The organism is Caballeronia sp. EK, assembly GCF_014384845.1.
Lineage (GTDB): Bacteria > Pseudomonadota > Gammaproteobacteria > Burkholderiales > Burkholderiaceae > Caballeronia > Caballeronia jiangsuensis.
In genome coordinates, this window is the sequence record NZ_JACSUE010000002.1 from 266,724 (window position 1) to 290,762 (window position 24,039).

Sequence of the window (24,039 nt, forward strand, 5' to 3'; positions counted from 1 at the left end):
CGCATGGACCATAACAAGGGCATCTACTGGCATCAGGGCATGTTCATGCAGCCCCAGCACTTTCAGCTGGCGTCGCTGCACGAGCAGTTCCGCAACAAGCCGGTCGTCGAGACGGGGCTGCCGCATTTCTGGGGCGCGGGCGCGCTCGATATCGCGACGGGCGCCATCGCGAGTCAGACCATCGAAGTGCGGGCGGCCAGGCTGATCTTTCCGGATCGCACGTATGTCGAGTTTCCCGGCAACGCGGTGCTCGCGCCGCGTTCGTTCGACGCGAGCACGATCGGCGAGGGACGCGCGCTGACGGTCTATCTCGGCGTGCGCAAGTTCGCCGCCGAAGGCAACAACGTGACGATGTGCGCATCGCCCGATGACGCCGCCGCCGCGCCGACCCGCTACGCGAGCCTCGAACGCCCCGCCGACGTGCCCGATCTGCATTCGAACGGACCGGCCGCGCCGGTGCATACGCTGCTGCACGTGCTGAAGGTGTTCTTCGAGGGCGAGACCGCCAATCTCGGCCAGTACGACCTGATTCCGATTGCGCAACTCGCGCGCATCGGCGATACGGTGACGCTGTCGGAGCGCTTCATCCCGCCCGCCTACGCGCTTGCCGGCTCCGACGCGCTGCTGCGCATCGTGCGCGAGATTCGCGACGATGTCGTCGGCCGCGCGCATCATCTTCAGGAGTTCAAGAATCCGCGCGAGCTGCAGAAAGCCGAGTTCGATCCCGGCTTCATGATGCTGCTGCTCGCGATGCGCACGCTGTCGCGCGCCGCGCCGAACCTCGTGCATCTGACGCAGACGCCGACGCTGCATCCGTGGCATCTGTACGGCGAACTGCGCAATCTCGTCGGCGAGCTGAGCGCGTTTTCCGAGCGCTTCGACATGCTCGGCGAGGCGCAGGACGGCACGCCGGGCCTGCCCGCCTACGATCACGCCGATCTCTACAACTGCTTCTCGCGCGCGCAGGCGCTGATCGGTTTTCTGCTCGGCGAGATCGCGATCGGACCGGAGCATCTCGCGGTGCTCGACTATCGCGACGGCATGTTCGCGGGCGATTTGCCGCGCGCGTTCTTCGACCGGCGCAACCGCTTCTATCTCGTGCTGCGCACGGAGCAGGCGGCGGCGCAGGTCGTCGATGGCGCGCTCTACGATGCGCGTCTCGCCAATGCCGCCGATGTCACGCGGCTCGTCGCGCACGCGCTGCCGGGGCTGGAGCTGATCCATCTGCCGAACGCGCCGCAGGGCATGCCGCGCCGCGCGTCGTCGAACTACTTCCGGATCGAGCAGGTGAGCGAACTTTGGGACGCCGTCGAGCGCGACGAGAACATCGCGCTGCAATGGCCGGACGCGCCGCAGGATCTGCGCGCCGAAATCGTCGTGCTGCGGAGATAGCATGACGCTCGCCGATACCCTCATCCCCCTTTTCGCGCAGGTCCGGGCGTTCTCGCGCTCGCCGATGGGCGATGCCGCGAGCCTGACCGCGCAGCTCGACGGCGCGATCGCGGCCGCGCGGTTGCGCGCGCACGACGCGGACTTTTCGCAGACCGACATCGACGAGGCGCTGTTCGCCTTCAACGCGTGGGCCGACGAACTGCTGCTCACCACGCGCTGGGACGGCGCGGCGCAGTGGCAGCGTCATCTGCTGCAACGCCGTTACTCGAATGTGAGCAATGCCGGCGTGGTGTTCTACGAGCGCCTCGCGCAACTCACGCCTTCGCAGTTGGCGGTGCGCGAAGTGTTCTATCTGTGTCTCGCGCTCGGCTTCGGCGGGCGCTATGCGTACGACCGCAACCAGAAGACGCTCACCGATATCCGCCGCACCAATCTCGCGATGTTGCTGCCCGACGCCGAACAGCTCGGCGCATCGGCGCGCGCGTTCCTGTTTCCGGACGGCTATCACGTCGCGGGCGATGACGCCGCGGCCCGCAAGCCGACCGCGCGCGCGCGTTTCGCCACGCGCCTCACGCGCGGCAAGGTGACCGCCATCCTGTTACCGCTCTTCCTGCTGGCGCTGCTGTATGGCGTGTATCACACCGTCGTCGCGCAGTCCGTCGATACGCTTCTCGCGCAGATCCATCTATGAAAACGCTGGGCATCGCATTGCTGTGGCTGTTGACGCTGATCGTCGTGGCGCTGGTCGGCTGGGGCGTCGTCCTCTATTTCGGCTGGCCGCTGTGGGTCGCGCTCGCGATCTTCGTCGGCGTGTTCGCGCTGTACTTCTTCATCGCGTTCGCGCGCCGCATGATCGTGATGATGCGTTCGCGCAGCCGGCTCGCGGCTCAGAGCGCCGCCATCCATGTCGAAGCGCCGGCCGCGTCGCCGGAAACGCTCCTGCGGCGCAAGTGGAAGACGGCCGTCGCCACGCTGCGCCAGTCGAACTTGCGCAGCAAGGGCGATCCGCTCTACGCGCTGCCGTGGTTCATGGTCGTGGGGCAATCGGGCACCGGCAAGACCACCGCGCTCACGCGCGCGCGGCTTTCGTCGCCGATCCAGAAGATCAGCCAGCAGGCGAACATCGGCCAGACGGCCAATTGCGACTGGTGGTATTTCGATCGCGCTGTCGTGATCGATTGCGCGGGCCGTTATGTGCAGGCGGAGGACGTCGAGCAGGATCGGCGCGAATGGGAAGTCGGTCTCGATCTGCTCGGACGCTACCGGCCGCGCGAAGGCCTCGACGGACTCGTGCTCGCGGTCAGCGCGGACCGGCTGATGGCGCCCGACGCCGATACCTTCGCCGATGAAGGACGCATCGTGCGGGCGCGCATCGAGCAGTTGATACGCATGTTCGGCAAGCGCTTTCCGGTGTATGTGCTGGTCACCAAGTGCGACCGTCTCTACGGCTTCGAGGAATGGGCGAAGACGCTGCCCGCCGATGCCCTCGATCAGGCGATGGGCTATCTCGCCGAAGAGAGCGAGGCGGGCGTGGCGGGCGCATCGGGCGAAAGCGCGTTCGTCGCGCGCGCATTCGAATCGATCGGCGCGCGGCTGCAGGCGCTGCGTCTCGCGCTGGTATCGCGCGAAGCGCAGGCGTCGCCCGAACTGCTGATGTTCCCGAACGAACTGGCGCAGTTGCGAAACGGCCTCACGATGTTCCTCGGCACCTGCCTCGCCGATAGTCCGTATCTCGAACGGCCGCTGTTGCGCGGCATCTTCTTCAGCAGCGGCCAGCAGGAAGGCGGCGCGATGTCCGCGCTGATGGGCTCGCTGTTGCCGGCGTCGCCGTCGCATGCGGGCGACACGGCGGGCGTGTTCCTGCACGACTTCTTCGGCCGCATCCTGCCGCAGGACCGCAACGCCGCGAAGCCGACCTTGCTCGTGCATCACTGGCGGCGCGTCACGCAGAGCGTGGGCGTCGTCGCGTGGGTGCTCCTGCTCGCGATGTTCGGCATCCTGCTGTCGGTGTCGTTCGCCGGGAACAGGCAGACGCTCGCACTGGTGCAGAGCGCGCGGCCCGACAAGGTTTCGCTCAATGGCAACCTGTTCCACGACGCCGCCGCGCTCACCTATTCCAACGACGTGCTGACGCAGGTCGCGCAGAACGACCGGCGCTGGATGTCGGGCCTGCTCGGCAACGGCGCGGGCCTCGCCGCGCTCGAAGCGCGTCTGCATGACGTGTTCGTGCAGCAATATCGGCAGGCGATCCAGCCCGCGGCCGACCAGAGCCAGCAGACCTCGCTCGCGTCATCGGGAGGCCAGGCGGGGCAGCCGGTCGAAGCGGCGCGGCAGGTGCTGAATCTGGCGCGCTCGATCGCGCTGTTGCGCGCGCGGCTCGACGGCGCGGATCGCGCGACGCTCGAAGCGATGCCGCAGCCGGTCGCCTCGCCGCTCTATCCGGCGCAACTGAACGCGCAGCTCAATCCGCTCACGATCTCGTATCTCGTCTGGTCGCCGAAGGACGCAAGCTATCTGCGCGATCGGCTGAAGGATCAACGCGCGCTGCTCGATCAGGCGGTCGCCGCCGATCCGCAGATGTCGTGGCTCGTCGGTCTCGTGCCGGACGGCGGCGATGTCGCGCCCGTGCGTGCCGCCGATTTCTGGGGCGGCAGCGCGCAATCCGCGACCACGAGCATGCAAACGGCGAACGGCAGCGTGATGGGTGCCACCGCGGGCGCCAGCGCGGGTGCGAGCGCCACGAACATGACCGGCGCGACCGTGCCCGCCGTGTACACCGTCGCGGGCCGCAAATCGCTCGACGATCTCGCGAAGCAGATTCGCGCGGCGCTCGTCGATCCCGCGCAATTCGACCGGCAGCGCGCGGCGTTCGACGACTGGTATCGCACCCAGCGCGTGATGGCATGGCAGAACTTCGTCGAGGCATTCACGAGCAACGCGACGCCGTATTCGGGCGAAGCGGGCTGGCGCTCCGCGCTCGGCATCGTGAGTGGGCCGGCGAGTCCGTACTTCCGTCTCATCGCACGGCTCAACGAGGAATTCGACGGCGAACGCGCCGATGCGCCGCTGCCCGGCTGGATCGTCCTCGCGCGGCAATTCCAGCAGTTGCGCGAGCAGACGACCCGCACGGGCGCGGCGAATCAGGCGGTCAGGATGGCGGGCGCGATCAATGCGGTCGGGGCATCGGCGATCAAGGACGTGCTCGCGGGCGCGCCGCAACGCGGCAGCCAGACTGTCGCCAACAACCTCGGCGCGGTCGATGCGCTGACGCAGTATCTGTCGGGACTGAACAAGCTCGCGATGGACAGCAGCGCGGGCAGCGGCAAGAGCTATCAGCTCGCGGCGGACTTCGCTCAACTGGCGACGAGCGCACAGCCGCAGCCGTCCGAGATGATGAACGCGCTGCAGCCGCTCACGCAGTTGCGCACGCTCATCGGCACCGGCGATGGCTCAGACATGCTGACGTGGCGTCTGATCCGCGGTCCGTTCGATTTTCTCGCGGCCTATATCGAGCAGCAGGCGTCGTGCGAATTGCAGCGCGGCTGGGAATCGGGCGTGGTGTTTCCGTTGCAGGGCGCGACCGACAAGAGCGCCGCGATCGATCAGCTTTTCGGCGCGAAGGGCGCGGTCTGGGCGTTCGCGGACGGCGCGGCCAAGCCGTTTCTGACGCGCAATGCGAGCCGCTACGGCATCGTCGAGACGCAGGGTTTCAGCGTGCCGTTCACGTCGGGTTTTGTGCCGATGCTCAATGGCGCGTTCGGACGTCAGCTCGCGCAACAGCAATCCGCCGCGCGCAGCGCTGCCGACAAGCAGGCACAGCAGCTTCAGGCGCAGAAGGCGCAACTGGACGCGCAACAGGCGCTCGATCAGCTCGACCGCACGCTCGCGACGGCGAAGCAGCAGGCCGATGCGGCCCGCGCGCTGTCGGTGCCGCTCACGCTCACGGCGCAGCCGACCAACGTCAACGCCGATGCGCAGGCGAAGCCCTACGCGACGATTCTCACCGTGCAATGCGCGGCGGGCGTTCAGACGCTGAACAACTACAACTTTCCGGTCAGCACGAGCTTTGCATGGACGGCGGGACAATGCGGCGATGCGCGTCTGCAGATCAAGATCGGCAATCTGACCTTGAATCGCAGCTATGCGGGGCCGCTGGGCGTCGCGGCGTTCCTGAAGGATTTCGCGGACGGCCAGCGTCAGTTCACGCCCGCCGATTTTCCGGCGAGCGAGTCGGCGCTCAAAGCGCTCAACGTGCAGTCGCTGACGGTGAGCTTCTCGGTGACGGGCGGCGATCAGGTGACCGATGCCGCGCACAGGATCGAGCTTTACGAGACCTTGCAGAAGACGACGGCGCAACAGAAGCAGCAGATCCAGGACGCGCAGACGCAGCGTCAGCAGATGAACATCGTCGATCAGCTCGCGGTGATGAGTCCCGGCATGCCGCCGCTGCCGGCCATCGTGCCGACGGTGGCGAGCACGCCGGTGACGCTGGCCGAACTGGGCTTGCCGGCGACGATCGGCGCGTGCTGGCGCGGTCAGACGCCGTCGATGATGATGACGGGGCTTTGAGGGCGGCGGTTTGAAAGAAATCGCGCGAGATGTGAGTCGCGCATATCCATATCGAATCGTTGCCTGTCGTCGCGTGAACCCTGCTCAATGACGATGAGTTTCCTACCTGCTCACTTTGAACAGAGCGAGTTTGGTTAGTACGGAACCAGTTGTTCCAATGACTCGGATTGATCCGAAAATCTCTCTCGTCGTAGTTGGGTGTGGTTCTACATTGAGGAAATCGAAGCACTATCGACGGCCCAGCACGATTTATATTGTTCGTTGTACTTTAAATACTCGATCGACCTGGCGATAATCAGGCGCTCCTACGCGCAGCCGTTGATTCATGATTATTAGCCCACCATTCCTTCCAGCCACAGGCCTGATCGCTGGCGACAATGCGGCCGATCCGCCGAAGCCCGATCCCATGATGGATCTGGTCGACACATTTGAACTTGCTCACGGCATCTATCCGATAGCGTTCGATCGGCGCTGGCACTGCGGCGTGCATCTGATGCCATCGACACAAAACGAGAAGGTTCACGCCATCGCCGATGGCGACGTCGTAGCCTATCGCGTATGTCAGAAGGCCTACGACGGCGGCGACGGCGCACGCGACAGCCACGCGGGCTTCGTGCTGCTCAGGCATACGACCGAGACCGGCGAAGGCCGCACGATCGCGTTCTATTCGCTCTACATGCATCTGCTGGACCTGAGCAGCTATACGTCGATGAGCGCGGACGGGAACCTGCTCCCGGAGTTTTTGCGCATGTCGTCGCCCGGTGGCGACTTCGATCCAGCGCCTGCGCAGACGGGCGGTAGTTTCAAAGTGCGCCGAAAGGATGTGCTCGGCTGGATCGGTGGATGTCATGGTCAGCGGCATTTGCACTTCGAAATATTCATGACTGAAGCGGATCACGACGCGTATTTCGGACGGACTCAGCTTGGTCGTTCAACGGCGAGCATGGCCACGGGCGGCGATTGCTGGGGGCATAGTTATTTTGTGATTCCTGCAGGCAAATTGTTTTTGAGATTACCGGATGGCGCTGGGCCGGATGGCAAGCTCAAAGGCATCGCCTTCGACTCACTACAAGCAGGGCAGAACGCCGGGCCACTTTTTGTGGAGATGTTCTTCCACAAAGGCAGCAAGTACACGAATGCCTGGACGGTGGCGAGCGACGGCAAGCGCACTTTACTGACGTCGACGCCGGTGAAGGAACAAGACTACGAATACGACATGTACAAGCGGGCTACGGCTCTTTATCCCGCATGTGCAAGCGACGGATATGAATTGCTGCGCTTCGGGCGGATTCTGTCGATGCCAGTTACGCTAGGTACGGCTGCGGCGCGCGCAACCTGGATGCGCGTGACCTTCGCGGCCCGTCAAGAGGGTTACATCGACGTGAGCGATGACGGCATCTTGAAGCTGTCCGACGCGGATTTCTCGACATTCACGGGCTGGCAGAAGATCGCCGAGGGCAACACGCCTTTCAGCGCAGACGGCTTGTGTGATATCGACGCGCTAAAGAAGATCATCAAAGACGTGAAAGATCATCAGACGCAAGAGGATGCGGCGCTGAAGCAGGAGTACAAGAAAGAGGATGTACTTGCGCAGTACGTCAAGTCGAATGCATCCGTGCGCGAGCAATTGCGGGGGTTTATCTGCGAGGCGCCGAGCGAATGGGACAGCTCGCAGAACGAGGCCCGGTACAGCAAACTTAAGGACGAAGGTGAGTTCTACCATGGCGACGAGGCGGGCTATGCCGCGTTCATGAAGCGGCTGAAGTCGTTTCAGTTTTGGGATAAGACGGGACTCGCCTCGGAGCAGAAGCTTTGGTTTTTTCATCCGCTGGCGTTTATTCGTCAATTCAGAAAGTGTGGGTGGCTCAGCAAAGCGGAGTTCTCACACGTCTACCCTGATCAACTGTATTCGAGAAAAGAGACACCTGAACCCGGTGTGAAGAGAGAACAGTATCGCGCTTTCATTAATCAAACGACGCGGAAACATTTGGTGAATACGGCGAGAAGGATGGCGCACTTTTTTGGTCAAGGCGCGGTGGAGTCGTTCATGCTCGCTCGTATGATGGAAGCATCGGCAACACATTTCAATGCGAGCCTTAAGCCGGAAGCTGAGGGCTATTACGATGATAAGAGCGATCGTTACTATAGTTATCTCGACGGGCGTCTTGGAAACATTGATAGCGGCGATGGAATCAAATTCCGTGGTCGTGGTTTTAAACAGCTTACGGGCCGAGAAAATTACGCGAAATATTGGGTCTATCGTGGATGGTTAAGTTCGTCATCTTATGATCTTTACTGGTGGACGGACAAAAAACGCCGTCGTCCAGAAATAACTGAACCGCAGAAGCTCAGCACAATTCCATTTAATTGCATCGATGCGGGTGGGTGGTACTGGGAGGCAGGTGCTCAACCCAACGGGTTTAGAACCATTAACACGATTGCAACAACAGCATCTGTCTCAGAGATCGATGTGAAGAAAATCACGTTTGCAATTAATGGTGGTTACAATGGCCTGGCTGAAAGAATAAAACATACGCAACGCATCTGGAAAATACTCAATGATGAAGCGAATTGAATCATTTATATGTCACATAGCGGTTTTCGTGCTTGCCGGGTTTTGCAATGATACATTCGGCAGGGTTTTCGAAACTGAGCACTTTAGCGCGTGGGTGCCTGATTCATGGCGAGCCTTTGAAGGTAACGATTTTAGCTCTTTCGATAAGCTGCCGACACAATGTAAGTATTTTAAAAATCCAAAAAACAAATATCAAAGCATAGCAATCTCGTTGTGCGTGGTAAACATGAATCCAGCCGAGATATTGCATCGTATCGGATTCCGGAGAATCAATGATGATATTGTTCGGGTCGGCTCAATGGATTCGCAGGTGGCTCGTATCGAATATCGATCAAATTATCTAATGATTTCGGCAGCCGCATCATGCGGGATCACAGATAATGCGGGATTTCACGCTGCGAAAGGTAATTGCTATTCGGCAGCGATTTTTGGTAGGGATTATGACGTTGCAGTTGAAACGGACGGCACCGAGCCATTGGCCGTGGTGCGTAGGGTGACTAACTCAATGACCCTTCACACGCCTGCGGGCAATAAAATGTCGAGAAAAGAATTAGAAACCGTTAATCTTGACGAAACCAACAATGAGTTGCCTCATCGATGAGTTGATGTTCGGCCACACCAGTCGCGAATCTGGTGTGAGTCCGCATTAATTGCTTTCGTTGTTCGAATCTGACAAATCGTACTTAGACAACCCCGGTCACGTAATCAACCGCACCGCGATCGCCACATCCAGCGGTGCGATACGCGCGAGCAGCGCCGCCGTCTCCGCTTCGTTCTGATCGTTGCGGCTCAGGATCGCGAAGGCGGCGCGCAATGCGTCGGCGGTGAGTTCCGGATCCCACGACGCCACGCCGTATCGATCCACTTCCGCCACGAGCGCGCGCGCGAATGCATCGAGGCGCGCGCCCGGTCGATGCTCCAGCAGCAGATCGCACAAAGCCGTCCGCAGACGCAGGCGCGTGCCGACCGCGGCGGTTTTGTCGATGGCGTCCTGCAGACATTGCGCGGCGGCGCCGAGATCGTTGTCCGCGGCGAGCGCACGCGCACGCGAGAGCACCGCGACGAGCGGATCCGGCGCGGCGGCCGCGCCCGCATCGCCACCCGACGACGCCAGCGAGCCCAGCCATTGCACCGTGTCGGCGTTTGCGAACGGCACGCCGTTGGCGAATTTCAGACGCTCGATGCCTTCCATCCGCGAGACGAATTTTGCAGTCTCGTTGCAGACTTCGCGGCGCGCGGCACTCCACGCATCGCCGAGCTGGGCGAGGGCCATCGCGGCGGCATGGTTCAGATCGAGCCAGAACGGATACGTCAGCACCTGCGTTTCGGCAAAACCGACGATATCCATGTGCGCCGCACGCGACTGCAAATTGCGCAAGGCATCCTGCAACGGTGCGATCGGGCCGGGAAGCCGCGTCTCCGAGCCCTGGGCGTTCGGCGCGTGCTCGACGCCGGCCCACACGCCCACGCGCCGCAACCTGAAGCCGAGCGCGCTCGACGGCTCGTTCTGCGCGTACCAGTTGCCGATGGCCGCGAGCCGCTCGAGCGTTTCGTCGGTGGCGTGGACGGCGCTGTCGGATGAATCGACGGCGAGCGGCGCGAGCGGATCGGCCTGGATCGCGGGCGCGGCGGCGGGCGCTGGCCGGGGCGCAGGAGCAGGAGCAGAAGCCGCAACGACAGGCTCCGGCTCGACCACAGGCTCGACGACAGCCACAGGCTCCGGCTCAGCAACCTGCACGGTGCCGAGCAGCGCCCGCAGCGGCTGCATCGAAGGCGCGTCGGCGTCCTTGTCGGCGAGCACGCTGTCGATGCCCGCGAGCGCCGCGCGCAGAGCATCGACGAGCGCGGCATCCTGCGGCGGCCAGCTCGACCAGTCATGCTCCTCGCCATGCGCGCGCACGCGGTCGATCAGCCATTGAATCGCGTTGCGCCGCGCGCGCAGCCGCGCGACCGGCGGATAGAGCTGATCCCAATGCGTGGCGAGCAGTGCTTCGAGCATCTGCGCGCCGTCGTTCAGACCGGGCAATCCGCGCGTGATCAGGAGCGCGCCCGTCAGATAGCTCGCGACGAGAATGTCCTTGCCCTTGCCCGCCAGCAGCCCCGACGACAGCTTCACCACCTGTTCCCAGTCCGGCGCGCCGCTCGCGGCCGGATTGGTCAGTTTGGCGATTTCGTTTTGCAGCAGATCGAAGTCCGGATCGTCGCGCACGTCGACGCCGCAGGGCTGCGCGTCGCTGATGGGTTGCAAGCCAAGGCTCTTGAAGTCGGTCACGGCGTTCATTGCAGGCTGATGAGAGTGAAGGGACGCGTTCAGGTCCACAGATGTTCGATATCGGTATCGAAGATATAGCCCGCGCCGCGCTCGGTGCGCAACAGCGCCGGCTTCTTCGGATCGGTCTCGATCTTGCGCCGCAGCCGCAGAATCTGCACATCGATGGCGCGATCATAGATGTCATCGAAGGCGCGCGTGCTTTCGAGCAGCTTTTCGCGCGTGATGATGCGGCCCGGCGCGTTCAGAAACGTGACCAGCAGATTGAACTCGGAATTGGTGAGCGGCACCGTCGATTGATCCGAGGCGCTCAGGCGGCGCGTGTTCAGATTCAGCGTCCATCCCGCGAAGCGATACGCGTTCGGCAGCTTGCCGCGCGTGAGCGGCGCGGCGGTCGTCGCGCCCGCGCGACGCATCACCGCGCGCATGCGTGCGAGCACTTCGCGCAGCGAAAACGGCTTCACGATGTAATCGTCCGCGCCGAGTTCGAGTCCCATCACGAGATCGGCTTCGTCCTTGCGGCCCGTGATGTACATGATCGGCACTTGCCCCTGCGTTTGCATCTGCTCGCGCCAGCGGCGCGCGAGGTCGGTGCCGTCGCCATCGGGCAGGCCGAGATCGAGCAGCACGAGGTCGTAGCGTTTCGCGGCGTACATGCCGATCGCCTCCTGCGCGCTCGCGGCGCCGTCGGCCTTGTAGCCGTGTCCGGAGAGATATTCGATCAGCAGGATACGCATCGAATGATCGTCGTCGACGACGAGGATGCTGTGTTGCGGCTGCAGGGTCATGAGAAGTCCTTCAGGGCTGATGCGGCGGCGCGTGCGAGCGAGTCGCGGTCGATGGGCCGGCTCAGGACGACGACACGCGCGGCGAATGCGATTTCGTTCGCGGGCAGGCTGTCGGCGGCGGCGATCACGAGCGCGAGGTCGTCGTCGGCGTGGGCGTCTGCGTCGAACGCTTCGTGCGCGTCGGCGTAACCGATCGGCTCGAAGCCCATTTCGGCGAGCCAGTCCTCGCAGCGTTCGCGCGAGCCGGGATCGGCGTCGATCAGCATGACGCGTTCGCCATTGCCGAGCGGTTCGGGGGTTTCGTGACTTTCGTGCGAAGGCGAGGGCACAGGCGCCTTCGTCAACAGCGGCAGCACGAGCCGAAAGCGCGTGCCGTCCGGTCCCGTCGCGATGGCGACGCCGCCCTGATGCTCGCACGCGACGCCCGCGACGATCGCGAGGCCGAGGCCCGAGCCGCCGCCTTTCGCGCGCACCGAAAAGAAAGGCTCGAAGAGATGCTGCAGATGTTCGGCGGGAATGCCGGGGCCGTCGTCTGCGACGTCCACCCATGCGATCGCGCCCGGCGGCGCATCGCCGATGGCGAGCGGCTCGTCCATTGCGAACGCGCTGCCGACGCGCAGCACCACGCGCGAGCGCGCCGCGAGGCTGGCGTTGCTCGCGAGGTTCAGCACGGCGCGCACGAGCTGGCCGCCGTGCGCCGCGACGAACAGGCGCGAATCGGCGCCCTCGAACTCGATGACGACACTATTGCGGCACAGCGGCCGCGCAAGCGTGACGCTTTCACGCACGATCGCCATCAGATCGAGTGATTCGCGCACGCGATCCCCGCGCCGCGCCGCCAGCAGGATTTCCTCGGTGAGTTCGTAGCCGCGTGCCGATGCGGCCTGCACCTCGCGCAGCGGCTTGCGGGCGGCGGAGTCGTGCGCGAGACGGTCGCGGGCGATTTCGGCGTAACCGTCGACGGCCGCGAGGATGTTCTTGAAGTCGTGCGCGACGCCGCCCGCGAGCAGCCCGAGCGATTCCATCCGTCGTCCGCGCTCGAGGCGCAGCGCGAGCTGCCTGCGCTCGCGCACGGTGACGGCCACGAAGAACGTGAGGATCGCGAGCCCGGCCATGTCGATCTGCAGGTTCCACGCGCTTTCGGCGTTCTCGTAGTGATACGGGCCGAGCTTCATCAGCGTCAGTCCGACGCCGAGCACCGCGGCCGTGCCGAGCGTCGTCGCGGCGGCGGCCAGTCCGCCGTAGAGGGCGGTGCCGGCGAGCAGCAGCGAGACGACCGCGCGCTGCACCTGTTCCGACACATGCAGCGCCGCCGCGCCGAGCAGCAACGCGACGACCGCGACGCTGCACGCGAGCGCGAAGAGCGGCTCGGCATGGCGCGCGTTGCCCGTGTCCGCCGGTGAGCGCGCGCGCCACGCGAGCACCGCCGGCACGAGCACCAGCACCGCGACGCCGTTGCCGACGAAGAGCGTGCGCCATTCGCGCCACCAGCCGTCGTGACCGAGGTCGCTGGCGAGCGTCGCGCCGAGCATCGACGTGACGCCGATGCCCGCGAGCGGAAGCAGCAGCAGGAAGCGCATCAGGCTCGTGGTGGTGACGATCGTGCCGCCGGCATCGACATAACGCCGGCCGAGCCACGCGCACAGCGCCACTTCGAGCACGTTCAGCACGCAGAAGCCGAGATCGCTGCGCCATGACGTGCTGCTGAAATCGCCCGTCGCAGCGATCGCGATGAACACCGCGAGCAGGTGGATGGGCCAGCGTCGCGGAGCCATCGGCCAGAGTATCGCGATGGCGATGGCAGGCGCCGGCCACGCGATCGCGGCGAGCGTGCCCGCGCTTTCCAGATGCGCGACGGGCCGCGCGAGCAGATAGCAGAGTATGCCGAGCACGACGGGATCGGCGAACGTGCGCAGCGTGCTCGTCGACGGAGCGGGAGCCGGTGTCGGGCGAGGCATGTGCGGATCGCGCCCGCTGGTTCCGCGAAAGAGATTCGCTAGAAAGTTCTGCCGGATGGAGAGTGACATGAGCAGTGAACGAGCGGGCAGGGGCGATGTTTTACGTCGATGAAGGCTTCATCGAATGACGATTCCTCCGTGATTATTTCGGCAGAAACAGGAGGAACTTGAATGGGTAGTTACCGCGCCGGCGACGCTTGCAATTCACCCGACCGTCGGATAAGGTCACCAGCGCCTTCGCTCAGGACCGCCTGGGCGAGTCGGAAAACAGCGCCGCATCGCGCGAGCGAAACATCCCGCGCCGACGCAATGAAAACGGCACATGCGTTCGAACAAGTCATCACCTTCGATGGAAAAAAACGCGATGAACGATTCGACCCGCCCGCCGGCGACCGCGATCACGACGAACATCACGTTGCGCGCGGGCATGGAAGAGCCGTTCGCCGCCTGGCAATCCCGTTTCACGCACACGGCCACGCAGGCAGCGGGATTTCTCGCGCTCGATATCGCGCCGGCGTTCGCCGGTTCATACGACTGGCGGATCATCCAGCGATTCCGCTCGCCCGAGGCGCTCGAAGGCTGGCGCACGTCCGTGCTGCGCGCGCATCTGTTCGCCGAACTCGTGCCGATGCGCGATCCCGCGGCCGCCGCATTCGACGACGAAACCGTGCACTCGCTCGATCCGCTCTCCTGCGTCACGGAAGTCATCATGACCGTCGTGGAACCGGGCAAGGAAGGGGTTTTTCGGGCGTGGGCGGAAACCATCCAGGCGAACCAGTCGAACTTCCCCGGCTACATGGGAACGCTGGTTCAGGCGCCGGTATCGGACGAGATGCAGTACTGGACGACGCTCGTGCGCTTCTCCACGCCCGCGCAACTCGATGCGTGGCTCGGCTGTCCCGCCCGCAAGCGGTTGCTCGAACAGGTCGAACCGCATATTGCCAAGTGGAAAAGCTACCGGATGGCAAGCCCTTTCGCCGGCTGGTTTCCGGAGACGGGCAAGCGGTCGCCGGCGGCCTGGAAACAGTCGGCGCTCGTGCTGCTGGTGCTGTTTCCCGTCGTGATGCTCGAAATCAAGTTCCTGAGCCCGCTGCTCGCGGGGCAGCATGTGGCGATCGCCACGTTCATCGCTAATGCGATCAGCGTGTCGCTCGTGTCGTGGCCGCTCATGAAGATCGCAGTCCTTTGCATGGGCTGGTGGCTGCGTCCATCGCCTGCGCGGCGCTGGCGTCGCGAAGCGCTCGGCGCCTGCACCATGCTCGCGCTCTATATCATCGAACTGGCGATATTCATGCTCGTGTTCTGAAGCGTACTGAGACTCGAACGTCTACTGCTGCTGACGTTTGATGTAGATGCGGCGGTAGATGATCGTCCAGACCGTCAGTCCGCCATACACGACGTACCGCACCCACGTGGAGAGCCGGCCCGCGTCCGGCTCGGTCAGCGCGAGCGTGATCCACAGACGGGCCAGATTCTCCCCGACGAGGCCGATGCCCCACACGACCGTCATCAGCCGGATGGATCTGGCGAGCGCCGGGCGCGATTGCCATCGCGCGTCGAATTCCGCCTCGCCGCCCTGCTTTTCGCGCGACATCGTCGAGCGCGCGAGATAGAACACGAGCGGCCGCTCCAGAAAGAGCGAAAGCAGAAACAGCACGCCGATGATCCCGCTCACGGCGGGGTCGCGCGCTTCGCCCATCCAGCGCGACGCGCCGGACAGCAGCACCATCAGCGACATGGCGACGCCCGCCAGCACCAAAGCGCTCAGCGCATCGAAGTGCCGGTAGCGCACGACATCGATGATCATCCACACGACGAGCGGCGCGGCCGAGGCGATGAGCGCGTCCACCACGCCGTAACGGCCGATCGTGATCCGGTAAGCGAGCGCCGGCAATGCCACGTTCACGACGAACGCGAGCGCATAACGTGCGGACGGAATCATCATCGACCTCTCCCGGTCATGCCGTTTCTTCCGACGGATCATCGATACGTCCCTGATCCGGGATCGTGTTGCGGTATCGGCGCGAACGACTATGCTTAGCGATGCATCTCCCCCGACGTTTTCGTGGCATTCCCAGCTCACGTCAAGAAGGAAACGATCATGTCCACGCAGGCTTTTGGCTACGATATTCTGCACAATCCCCGGCTCAATCAGGGTTCCGCTTTCTCGCAGGAGGAGCGCCGGAAATACCGCCTTGAAGGATTGCTGCCGCCCGGCGTGACTTCGCTGGAGATTCAGATCGCGCGCACGCATGCGCAACTGTCGAATCTCGACAACGACCTGCAACGATACCTGTTCCTGTCCGACCTGCAGGCGCGCAACGAGACGCTTTTCTATGCGCTGCTCATGTCCGACCCGGCGGCGTTCATGCCGATCGTCTATACGCCGACGGTCGGCGAAGCGTGCCAGAAGTTCGATCATGTGTTCAGGGCCACGCGCGGCCTTTATGTTCCGATCGACGCGCGCGGCCGCGTGAAGGAATTGTTGCGCAACTGGCCGGAACAGGATGTCCGGTTCATCGTCGTGACGGACGGCGAGCGCATTCTCGGACTGGGCGATCTCGGCGTCGGCGGCATGGGCATTCCTATCGGCAAGCTCGCGCTGTACACCGCCTGCGCGGGCGTGCCGCCATCGGTGTGCCTGCCCGTCACGCTGGACGTCGGCACGAACAACGCGTCCCTGCTCGACGATCCGCTCTATCTCGGCCTGCGGCACGAACGCGTGCGCGGCGACGACTACACCGCTTTCGTCGATGAATTCGTGGAGGCGGTGCAGGCGCTCTATCCGAAGTGCTGCATCCAGTGGGAGGACTTCGCCAACTTCAACGCGGTGCCTCTGCTCGCGCGCTTCAAGGACAAGGTGTGCACCTATAACGACGATATTCAGGGCACCGCCGCCGTGGCGCTCGCGGGCATCTACGGCGCGCTGCGCATCTCGAAGCAGAAGCTGACCGACCAGCGCTTTCTGTTTCTCGGTGGAGGATCGGCGGCGACGGGTATCGCCGAACTGATCAGCGCGGCCATGGCGCTGGAGGGTCTGGATATCGACTCGGCTCGCAAGCGCAACAGTCTCTTCGACATCAACGGGCTGATGGTGCAGTCACGCACCGATCTCGCCGATTTTCAGAAGGTCTTCGCGATCGATCACGCGCCGATCGACAGCTTCGTCGATGCGGTCCGGACGCTGAAGCCGACGGGCATCATCGGCGTGAGCACGGTGCCGAAGCTCTTCAGTCAGGCGGTGATCGAAGCAATGAGCGAAATCAACGAGCGCCCGATCATCTTTCCCTATTCCAATCCGACGTCGCGTTCCGAGTGCACGGCGGAAGAGGCGTACCGATGGTCCAACGGCCGCGCGATCTTCGCGAGCGGCAGCCCGTTCGAACCCGTGCAGATAGAAGGCCAGCAGTTCGTGCCGGGGCAGGGCAACAACGTCTATATCTTTCCCGCGATGGGCATGGCGGTCTTCGCCACGGAGGCCACGCGCGTGACGGAGGACATGTTCATCGTCGCGGCGAAGGCGGTGGCCGAGCAGGTCAGCGACGAGAGCCTCGACAAGGGCCTCATCTATCCGCCGCAAAGCCGCATCCTGGAGGCGTCGATGCACGTCGCGGCATCGGTGGCGGCGTACATCTTCGATCATGGCTTCGCGCGGGTCGAGCGGCCCGCCGATCTCGCCGCGCATATCAAGTCGGCCGCGTATGCGCCGGCTTACCGGCCGCTCTAGCCGGAGCGTGCGAATCAGCGATTCGGCAGCGCGGCTGTTGCGATCTCGCTCGCGCTGTCCAGTTGCTCGACATGCCAGCACTTGTCGATCAGCGCGCGCGTCTGCTGCTGCGTGAGAATGCCGTCCGCCAGATCCGAGAACTTCGTTTCGAGCTGCTGATCGGTCATCGGCACCTGTGTGCTGCCGATCGCGTGCTCGATGTACTTATGCAGCTTGCGCCCGTCCTTCAACGTGATGGTCATGTCGACCTGTTCCGGCTTGATGTTCGGATCGACGATCGCATTCACCTTGTCGCGCAGTTCGACGGTCTTCGGGTCGCGCACCTTGGCGTCGCTGAACTGCTTCTCGCCGGCGGCGCCGTCGATGATGGCGATCGCTACCGCGTGATAGATGCTGAACTTGCCTTCGAGACCGATCTGCGGCGTCTTCTTGCCCGTCAACTCGATGACGAGCGGATGCACGCGAAGATCGATGCGCTCGATCTGATCCGCGCTCAGATGCTCCTGATTGCGTAGCTGGATCGCCGCATCGATCGACGGATGAATGACGATGCCGCACGCGAACGGCTTGTACGTGTTCAGCGTCGATTCCCAGTGCGAGCCGAGAGAGTCTGTGATCTCGCGGTAGTCCTGCTTCGTGCTGATGGTGTTGGCCCAGCCGCGTTTCGCTTCGATCATGCCGTCCGAGCTTGTATAGTTCTGGGCTGCGAGCAAAGCCGCGAAGATGCCGTTCGCGGCGGCGCGCCCCGGATTGAAGCTCTTGTTCATCGAACCGAAGGACTCGCGCAGGCCCACCGGCTGCGACGCGGCGAGGCCGAGCGCCCACACCATCTGTTCGACGCTCAGTCCCATCAGTTTGCCCGTCGCCGCAGCGGAGCCGAACACGCCGCATGTGCCGGTGATATGCCAGCCGACATCGTAATGATTCGGATACACCGCATTGCCGATGCGCAGTTCCGTTTCGACGCCCAGCACGAGCGCGTTCAGAAAGTCCTTTCCCGTGACCGGGCGATATTGCGAGTACGCCAGAATCGCCGATGCGACCGGTCCCGCCGGATGAATGATGGTCTTCAGATGCGTGTCGTCGTAGTCGAAGATATGACTGCTCACGCCGTTGATGAACGCCGCGTTCATGATGTCGAAGCGCTCGGTGCGGCCCAGCAGATTCGCCTGCGGCGGACCGGAGAACGGCGTGAGCGCGGCGACCGCGCGATTCACGGTCTCGTCATGCGATCCGCCGACAGCGACGCCGACCCAGTTCATCAAGGTCCGCACGCCTTCCTTGCGCACTGGCGCGGGCAGGTCCCGATAAGCGGTTTTGACGATGAATTCCGCGAGGATGCGCGTGACTCTGGGTGGCCGTGCATTCGCGCCGCCGCCGGAGGATGCGGGCGAGGCGGCGGCGTTGCTTGCCTGCGCAAACGCCGCGTTGCCGGCCGCCGCCGACGCGAATGCGCCCGCGGCGCTCGTCACGAGAAAGCCACGGCGATCGATGATGGGCATGGGATATATCTCCTTGTGCGGGCAGTCCGCCGGAGCGGAAGATGTGATCCGCGAGCAAGTATCATTCCGCGCGACGACAGGCATCGAGGGTTTTCCCCGACGCCCGCCCGTGTCGATTAACACTGCGATGCATCGTCGTAGAGATGTGTCCAGTTTCCCACGTCGAAGGAGAACCCAGCATGACTACCGGCACCATCCGACTTCACCGTGTCTTGCGCACGACGCCCGAACGCCTCTATCGCGCGTTCCTGGAACCCGATGCGATCGCAAGGTGGCTTCCGCCTTATGGCTTCACCTGTCAGGTCCATCATATGGATGCACGCCAGGGCGGAACTCACAAGATGTCGTTCCGCAATTTCGGCACGGGCAATGCTCATTCGTTCGGCGGCGAGTATCTCGAACTGGTGCCCTTCGAAAGGATCCGCTACACGGACCGCTTCGATGACCCGAATCTGCCCGGAGAGATGCAGGTCACCGTCTCGTTGCGGCAGGTATCGTGCGGAACGGAACTGAGCATCGTGCAGGAGGGCGTGCCCGAAGTCATTCCGGTGGAGATGTGCTATCTCGGCTGGCAGGAGTCGCTGGTGCAACTCGCAAGGCTCGTCGAGCCCGAGATTCCCGACTGACGACGACTGCGACCGATCGGCTAAGATACTGCGCCCCGCATCATCAATTCATAACGTGGAGTGCTTTCCGTGATCCAGCCGAACAACGTATTCAAGGACAACCTGGCCCAGATGCCCGCCATCGATGGCATCGAGCGTATCGATCTGGTCGACGGCAAGGGCGAAGTGGCCGCGAGCATCGAAAACAAGCCGGGCAAGCAGGGCTCGCTCGCGGTCTACAACTATCTGAAGCAGACGTTCGGCGCGCTCGACGCGAAGGCCGCGGCGCACGGTCTCGCCGTGTTCGCCGAACATACCGCCGATGCGCGCAATCGTCCGGGCGCGCATCCGAATGTCGATCGCCTGCTCGCGGTCGCCGATGGCGGCGAAGCGCTGCGTATCGACGTGATTCAGGCGAAGTAAAGATCAGGCCCGTTCCGCCATCGACGGAACGGGCCTTTCAAACGAATCAGACGCGCAACTCGACGCGCTTGATGTCCTTCACGATCACGAGATAACTGAACACCGTGATCAGCGCATTGATGCCGACGAACGCCAGCGCGCCGTTGAACGAACCCGACTGCGCGACGAGATAGCCGATCACGATCGGCGTCACGATGCCCGCGACATTGCCGAACATGTTGAAGATCGATCCCGAAAGCCCGATGGCTTCCTTCGGCGACGTATCCGCGACCACCGCCCAGCCCAGCGCGCCGATGCCCTTACCGAAGAACGCGAGCGACATCAACGCGACCACGACCCAGTCCGTATCGACATAATTGCAGCCGATGATGCACGACGACAGCAGCATGCCGCCGACGATCGGCGCCTTGCGCGCCAGCGTGAGCGAGCATCCGCGCCGGATGAGGCCATCGGAGATGACGCCGCCGAGCACGCCGCCCGTGAAGCCGCAGATGGCCGGCAGCGAGGCGACGAAGCCCGCCTGCAGGATCGTCATGTGGCGCGCCTGCACGAGGTAGATCGGGAACCACGTCAGGAAGAAGTACGTGAGCACGTTGATGCAGTACTGCGCGAGATACACGCCGAGCAGCATGCGGTTCGTGAGCAACTGCTTCACGACCGGCCAGCCCACGCTGTTCGATGCCGCCGCCGATGTGGCGCCCGCGCGCCGGTGACCGCGCACGAGACCGCCGCCTTCCTCGATGTACTCCAGTTCCTGCCTGTTCACACGCGGATGGTCCGCCGGGTTCTTCATCACGGAGAGCCACGTGAGCGCGAGCACCAGACCCGCGATACCCATCACGATATACACCTGATGCCAGCCGAACGCGTGCGTGAGCCACGCCATCAGCGGCGTGAAGATGACCGCCGCGAAATACTGCGCGGAGTTGAAGATCGCCGATGCCGTGCCGCGTTCCTTCGTCGGGAACCAGCTCGCGACGACCTTCGCATTGGCCGGGAACGCGGGCGCTTCCGCCGCGCCCATCGCGAAACGCAGCACGAAGAGCGCCGTCACGGCGGTCGCCGCGCTGCCGAGCAGGCCGATGGAGCTTTGCAGCAAGGTGAAGAGCGACCACAGGAAGATGCTCGCCGCGTACACGCGCCGCGCGCCGAAGCGATCGAGCAGCCAGCCCGCGGGCATTTGCGAGAGCACATACGCCCAGCTGAAGGCCGAGAAGATGTAACCCATGCGGATCGCATCGAAACCGAATTCGGCGCGCATCGCCGAGCCGGTCACGGACAGCGTCGCGCGGTCCGCGTAGTTGAACGTCGTGATCACGAAGATCAGCAACAGAATGAGATAGCGCACGCGGGTGCGCTTCATGACGTCCGCGGGATTCGCGGTGCGGCTCAGCGACATGGACTTCCCCTTCATTTCGATCGTGCCGATGCACGGAGGGCCGCGTGTGCGGCCCTCATGTGCGAAGCGGTTTCCGCGCTTCGCCTGTCTCCTGCGTGCCGCTTACTGCGCGCCGAGCTTCTTGATCAGCACGTCGAGCTGTTCGAGCTCTTCTTCGGTCAGATCGGTCAGCGGCGCGCGCACCGGACCCGCGTCGTGGCCGACGAGCTTCGCGCCCGCCTTGACGATCGACACGGCATAGCCCGCCTTGCGGTTACGGATCTTCAGGTACGGCAGGAAGAAATCGTCGATCAGACGGCCGGTGGTCGCGTGGTCTTCCGCGGCGATCGCGCGGTAGAACTCCATCGCCGTCTTCGGGATGAAGTTGAACACCGCCGACGAGTACACCGGCACGCCCAGCGCCTTGTAGGCGGCTGCGTAGACTTCGGCTGTCGGCAGGCCGCCGAGGTACGAGAAACGCTCGCCGAGACGGCGGCGGATCGTCACCATGTTTTCGATCTCGCCGACGCCGTCCTTGAAGCCGATCAGGTTCGGGCAGCTATCCGCCAGTTGCTCCAGCATGTCGGCGTTGAGCTTCGAGTTCGCGCGGTTGTAGATGATCACGCCCATGTTCGGCACGGCCTTGCACACTTCCTCGGCGTGCGCGCGGATGCCGTCCTGCGACGCTTCGGTCAGATAGTGCGGCATCAGCAGCACGCCTTGCGCGCCTTGCTTCTCGGCTTCCTGCGCGAACGCGATGGCCGTGCGGGTCGGGCCGCCCGCGCCCGCGAGAATCGGCACCTTGCCGCGGCACACTTCGGTGGCCGTCTTCACGATCTGCGAATATTCGGGTTGCGTCAGCGAGAAGAACTCGCCCGTGCCGCCCGCGACGAACAACGCTGAAGCACCGTACGGAGCGAGCCATTCGAGGCGTTCCGCGTAGGTGTCTGCGCGGAAGTTGCCTTGCTGGTCGAAGTCCGTCACGGGGAAGGAGAGCAGGCCTTCGGAAACGATTTGCTTCAGTTCTTGCGGTGTCGTCATGATGTGAGTGTCTCGTTGGTCAGCGACCGGCGATTGCCGAGCTTATAGGTCATCGTACAACATGAGATGACATCGGACAACTGTTTTAAGCCAATAGAATCAACGGATACGGGTAAATACTAGCCAAATGTGACCGGCTATGTTGTAGGATGACATAACTCCAGCCGCAGCCGCGCGGTGCGTTCGCTCAAGGATTCGTCAGAATGAACCAGTCCCCTCTCTATATTCGCGTCCACCCGGACGACAACGTCGCGATCGTCGTCAATGACGGCGGGCTCGACGAAGGCGCCACTTTCTCCGATGGCCTCGTGCTGCGCGAGCGCGTGCCGCAGGGCCACAAGGTCGCGCTGAAGGATCTCGCGGAAGGCGACGCGGTGATGCGCTACAACGTGGTGATCGGCTACGCGACCAAAGCGTTGCCGAAGGGAAGCTGGGTGAACGAGCACGTGACGCGCATGCCGGCGTCGCCCGAGCTGCACGACTTGCCCATCGCGACGATCAAGGCGCCCGACGAGTCGCCGCTGGAAGGCTTCACGTTCGAGGGTTATCGCAACGCGGACGGCTCGGTCGGCACGCGCAATATCCTCGCGATCACGACGACCGTGCAGTGCGTCGCCGATGTCGTGCAGCACGCGGTCACGCGCATCAAGGCCGAATTGCTGCCGCAATATCCGAATGTCGATGATGTCGTGAGCCTCGGCCACACTTACGGCTGCGGCGTGGCGATCGACGCCCCCGACGCGATGGTGCCGATCCGCACCGTGCGCAACATCGCGCTGAACCCGAACTTCGGCGGCGAAGTGATGATGGTGAGTCTCGGCTGCGAGAAACTGCAGCCCGAGCGCCTGATGCCGCCGGGCACCATTCCGATCGCGGCTGCATCGGCGCAAATGGAAGACGTGGCCGATATCGGCGACAACACGCACGACGACAACGGCGGCGCGGTCGTGCTGCAGGACGAGGCGCACGTCGGCTTCGGCTCGATGATCGATTCGATCATGCGCATGGCCGACACGCATCTGAGGCGGCTGAACAATCGCCGTCGCGAGACGTGTCCGGCGGCGGATCTCGTCGTCGGCGTGCAATGCGGCGGCAGCGATGCGTTCTCAGGTCTGACGGCGAATCCGGCGGTCGGCTTCGCGACGGATCTCATCGTGCGCGCGGGCGGGACGGTGATGTTCTCGGAAGTCACGGAAGTGCGCGATGGCGTCGCGCAACTCACGGCGCGCGCAGCGAACGGCGAGGTGGCGCAGGCGATCATTCGCGAGATGCAGTGGTACGACGATTATCTGAAGCGCGGCGGCGCGGACCGCAGCGCGAACACGACGCCGGGCAACAAGAAGGGCGGGCTGTCGAACATCGTCGAGAAGGCGATGGGGTCGATCGTCAAGTCGGGCAGCTCGGCCATTTCAGGCGTGCTGTCGCCGGGCGAGAAGGTGAAGCAGAAGGGCTTGATCTACGCGTCGACGCCCGCGAGCGATTTCATCTGCGGCACGCTGCAACTGGCGTCGGGCATCAATCTGCATGTGTTCACGACGGGGCGCGGCACGCCTTATAGCCTCGCGGAAGTGCCGGTGCTCAAGGTCGCGACGCGTTCGGATCTCGCGCGCCGCTGGCACGATCTGATGGACGTGAACGCGGGCACCATCGCGACGGGCGAAGCGACCATCGCCGATGTGGGCTGGGAGTTGTTCCGGCTGATGCTGGATGTCGCGAGCGGGAAGAAGCAGACGAAGGCCGAGGCGCTCAAGCTGCATAACGCGCTCGTGCTGTTCAATCCGGCGCCGGTGACGTGATCATCGGAGCCCGCGT

17 protein-coding genes are annotated in these 24,039 nt (G+C 63.7%); 10 read left to right on the top strand and 7 right to left on the bottom strand.

The genetic code is table 11. The features are described 5' to 3' along the window. Positions 1-3 precede the first annotated feature (3 nt). The 5 genes from tssK to IAG25_RS05665 all read left to right on the top strand — a co-directional run bounded on the left by tssK (position 4) and on the right by IAG25_RS05665 (position 9,137). Positions 4-1,392, top strand: coding sequence for a type VI secretion system baseplate subunit TssK (gene tssK, locus IAG25_RS05645; RefSeq protein WP_187603966.1), 1,389 nt, complete (start codon positions 4-6; stop codon positions 1,390-1,392). A gap of 1 nt (position 1,393) precedes the next feature. Then, positions 1,394-2,083 (top strand): DotU family type IV/VI secretion system protein, encoded by a 690-nt coding sequence (locus tag IAG25_RS05650; protein ID WP_187603967.1) that lies wholly within the window; start codon positions 1,394-1,396, stop codon positions 2,081-2,083. Then, on the top strand, positions 2,080-5,961 hold the full coding sequence (locus IAG25_RS05655) for a type VI secretion protein IcmF/TssM N-terminal domain-containing protein (protein ID WP_187603968.1): 3,882 nt from the start codon (positions 2,080-2,082) through the stop codon (positions 5,959-5,961). Before IAG25_RS05650 ends, IAG25_RS05655 begins: the two co-directional genes overlap by 4 nt. Positions 5,962-6,286: 325 nt before the next feature. After that, the gene (locus tag IAG25_RS05660) at positions 6,287-8,536 is read left to right on the top strand and encodes a peptidase M23 (protein ID WP_187603969.1); all 2,250 of its coding nucleotides are present in this window, start codon (positions 6,287-6,289) and stop codon (positions 8,534-8,536) included. After that, positions 8,520-9,137, top strand: a complete 618-nt coding sequence (locus IAG25_RS05665; RefSeq protein ID WP_187603970.1) for a hypothetical protein — start codon at positions 8,520-8,522, stop codon at positions 9,135-9,137. The genes IAG25_RS05660 and IAG25_RS05665 overlap by 17 nt, the downstream gene beginning before the upstream one ends. A gap of 96 nt (positions 9,138-9,233) precedes the next feature. On the opposite strand, the gene tssA is transcribed toward IAG25_RS05665, so the two are convergent. Genes tssA through IAG25_RS05680 form a run of 3 tightly spaced genes read right to left on the bottom strand, consistent with a single transcriptional unit; the run spans position 9,234 to position 13,551 of the window. Continuing rightward, positions 9,234-10,817: a type VI secretion system protein TssA gene (gene tssA / locus IAG25_RS05670; RefSeq protein WP_222946398.1), complete on the bottom strand. Its 1,584-nt coding sequence runs from the start codon at positions 10,815-10,817 to the stop codon at positions 9,234-9,236. A 29-nt stretch (positions 10,818-10,846) separates the two neighbouring features. Further along, on the bottom strand, positions 10,847-11,593 hold the full coding sequence (locus IAG25_RS05675; RefSeq protein WP_187603971.1) for a response regulator transcription factor: 747 nt from the start codon (positions 11,591-11,593) through the stop codon (positions 10,847-10,849). Beyond that, positions 11,590-13,551 carry an ATP-binding protein gene (locus IAG25_RS05680; RefSeq protein WP_255503546.1) on the bottom strand — a complete coding sequence of 654 codons (1,962 nt, stop codon included), beginning with the start codon at positions 13,549-13,551 and terminating at the stop codon, positions 11,590-11,592. Before IAG25_RS05680 ends, IAG25_RS05675 begins: the two co-directional genes overlap by 4 nt. Before the next feature lie 364 nt (positions 13,552-13,915). Between IAG25_RS05680 and IAG25_RS05685 the strand changes: the two genes are divergently transcribed. Beyond that, complete coding sequence (locus IAG25_RS05685; RefSeq protein WP_187603972.1) at positions 13,916-14,857, top strand: antibiotic biosynthesis monooxygenase; 942 nt, start codon at positions 13,916-13,918, stop codon at positions 14,855-14,857. A 21-nt stretch (positions 14,858-14,878) separates the two neighbouring features. Here the strand turns inward: IAG25_RS05685 and IAG25_RS05690 are convergent, their stop codons facing one another. Then, the gene (locus tag IAG25_RS05690; protein ID WP_187603973.1) at positions 14,879-15,496 is read right to left on the bottom strand and encodes a VC0807 family protein; all 618 of its coding nucleotides are present in this window, start codon (positions 15,494-15,496) and stop codon (positions 14,879-14,881) included. A 120-nt stretch (positions 15,497-15,616) separates the two neighbouring features. Between IAG25_RS05690 and IAG25_RS05695 the strand changes: the two genes are divergently transcribed. Next, on the top strand, positions 15,617-17,278 hold the full coding sequence (locus IAG25_RS05695) for an NAD-dependent malic enzyme (protein ID WP_375336500.1): 1,662 nt from the start codon (positions 15,617-15,619) through the stop codon (positions 17,276-17,278). A 14-nt stretch (positions 17,279-17,292) separates the two neighbouring features. Here the strand turns inward: IAG25_RS05695 and IAG25_RS05700 are convergent, their stop codons facing one another. Continuing rightward, positions 17,293-18,780, bottom strand: coding sequence for an MmgE/PrpD family protein (locus IAG25_RS05700; RefSeq protein WP_187603975.1), 1,488 nt, complete (start codon positions 18,778-18,780; stop codon positions 17,293-17,295). A gap of 179 nt (positions 18,781-18,959) precedes the next feature. On the opposite strand from IAG25_RS05700, the gene IAG25_RS05705 reads away from it, so the two are divergent. Beyond that, a complete protein-coding gene (locus tag IAG25_RS05705; protein ID WP_187603976.1) occupies positions 18,960-19,406 on the top strand; it encodes an SRPBCC family protein in 447 nt (148 codons plus the stop codon). 69 nt (positions 19,407-19,475) lie between these two features. Then, complete coding sequence (locus IAG25_RS05710) at positions 19,476-19,808, top strand: DUF2322 family protein (RefSeq protein ID WP_187603977.1); 333 nt, start codon at positions 19,476-19,478, stop codon at positions 19,806-19,808. 46 nt (positions 19,809-19,854) lie between these two features. Here the strand turns inward: IAG25_RS05710 and IAG25_RS05715 are convergent, their stop codons facing one another. Together IAG25_RS05715 and kdgD are read right to left on the bottom strand one after the other, a co-directional pair. Then, entirely contained in the window at positions 19,855-21,207 is a 1,353-nt protein-coding gene (locus tag IAG25_RS05715; RefSeq protein ID WP_187603978.1) for an MFS transporter, read from the bottom strand. Between the two features lie 102 nt (positions 21,208-21,309). Further along, positions 21,310-22,227 (bottom strand): 5-dehydro-4-deoxyglucarate dehydratase, encoded by a 918-nt coding sequence (kdgD, locus tag IAG25_RS05720; protein ID WP_035501290.1) that lies wholly within the window; start codon positions 22,225-22,227, stop codon positions 21,310-21,312. Positions 22,228-22,430: 203 nt separating this feature from the next. On the opposite strand from kdgD, the gene garD reads away from it, so the two are divergent. Then, a complete protein-coding gene (gene garD / locus IAG25_RS05725) occupies positions 22,431-24,023 on the top strand; it encodes a galactarate dehydratase (RefSeq protein ID WP_187603979.1) in 1,593 nt (530 codons plus the stop codon). Positions 24,024-24,039: the final 16 nt, after the last annotated feature.

Bases quoted from the DNA above. Each gene is read 5' to 3' on its own strand.
- kdgD (WP_035501290.1), bottom strand. From the start codon at position 22,227: ATGACGACACCGCAAGAACTGAAGCAAATCGTTTCCGAAGGCCTGCTC.
- IAG25_RS05700 (WP_187603975.1), bottom strand. From the start codon at position 18,780: ATGCCCATCATCGATCGCCGTGGCTTTCTCGTGACGAGCGCCGCGGGC.
- IAG25_RS05665 (WP_187603970.1), top strand. From the start codon at position 8,520: ATGATGAAGCGAATTGAATCATTTATATGTCACATAGCGGTTTTCGTG.
- IAG25_RS05660 (WP_187603969.1), top strand. From the start codon at position 6,287: ATGATTATTAGCCCACCATTCCTTCCAGCCACAGGCCTGATCGCTGGC.
- IAG25_RS05685 (WP_187603972.1), top strand. From the start codon at position 13,916: ATGAACGATTCGACCCGCCCGCCGGCGACCGCGATCACGACGAACATC.
- IAG25_RS05705 (WP_187603976.1), top strand. From the start codon at position 18,960: ATGACTACCGGCACCATCCGACTTCACCGTGTCTTGCGCACGACGCCC.
- IAG25_RS05650 (WP_187603967.1), top strand. From the start codon at position 1,394: ATGACGCTCGCCGATACCCTCATCCCCCTTTTCGCGCAGGTCCGGGCG.
- IAG25_RS05715 (WP_187603978.1), bottom strand. From the start codon at position 21,207: ATGTCGCTGAGCCGCACCGCGAATCCCGCGGACGTCATGAAGCGCACC.
- IAG25_RS05690 (WP_187603973.1), bottom strand. From the start codon at position 15,496: ATGATGATTCCGTCCGCACGTTATGCGCTCGCGTTCGTCGTGAACGTG.
- IAG25_RS05675 (WP_187603971.1), bottom strand. From the start codon at position 11,593: ATGACCCTGCAGCCGCAACACAGCATCCTCGTCGTCGACGACGATCAT.
- IAG25_RS05680 (WP_255503546.1), bottom strand. From the start codon at position 13,551: ATGCCTCGCCCGACACCGGCTCCCGCTCCGTCGACGAGCACGCTGCGC.
- garD (WP_187603979.1), top strand. From the start codon at position 22,431: ATGAACCAGTCCCCTCTCTATATTCGCGTCCACCCGGACGACAACGTC.
- tssA (WP_222946398.1), bottom strand. From the start codon at position 10,817: ATGAACGCCGTGACCGACTTCAAGAGCCTTGGCTTGCAACCCATCAGC.
- IAG25_RS05655 (WP_187603968.1), top strand. From the start codon at position 2,080: ATGAAAACGCTGGGCATCGCATTGCTGTGGCTGTTGACGCTGATCGTC.
- tssK (WP_187603966.1), top strand. From the start codon at position 4: ATGGACCATAACAAGGGCATCTACTGGCATCAGGGCATGTTCATGCAG.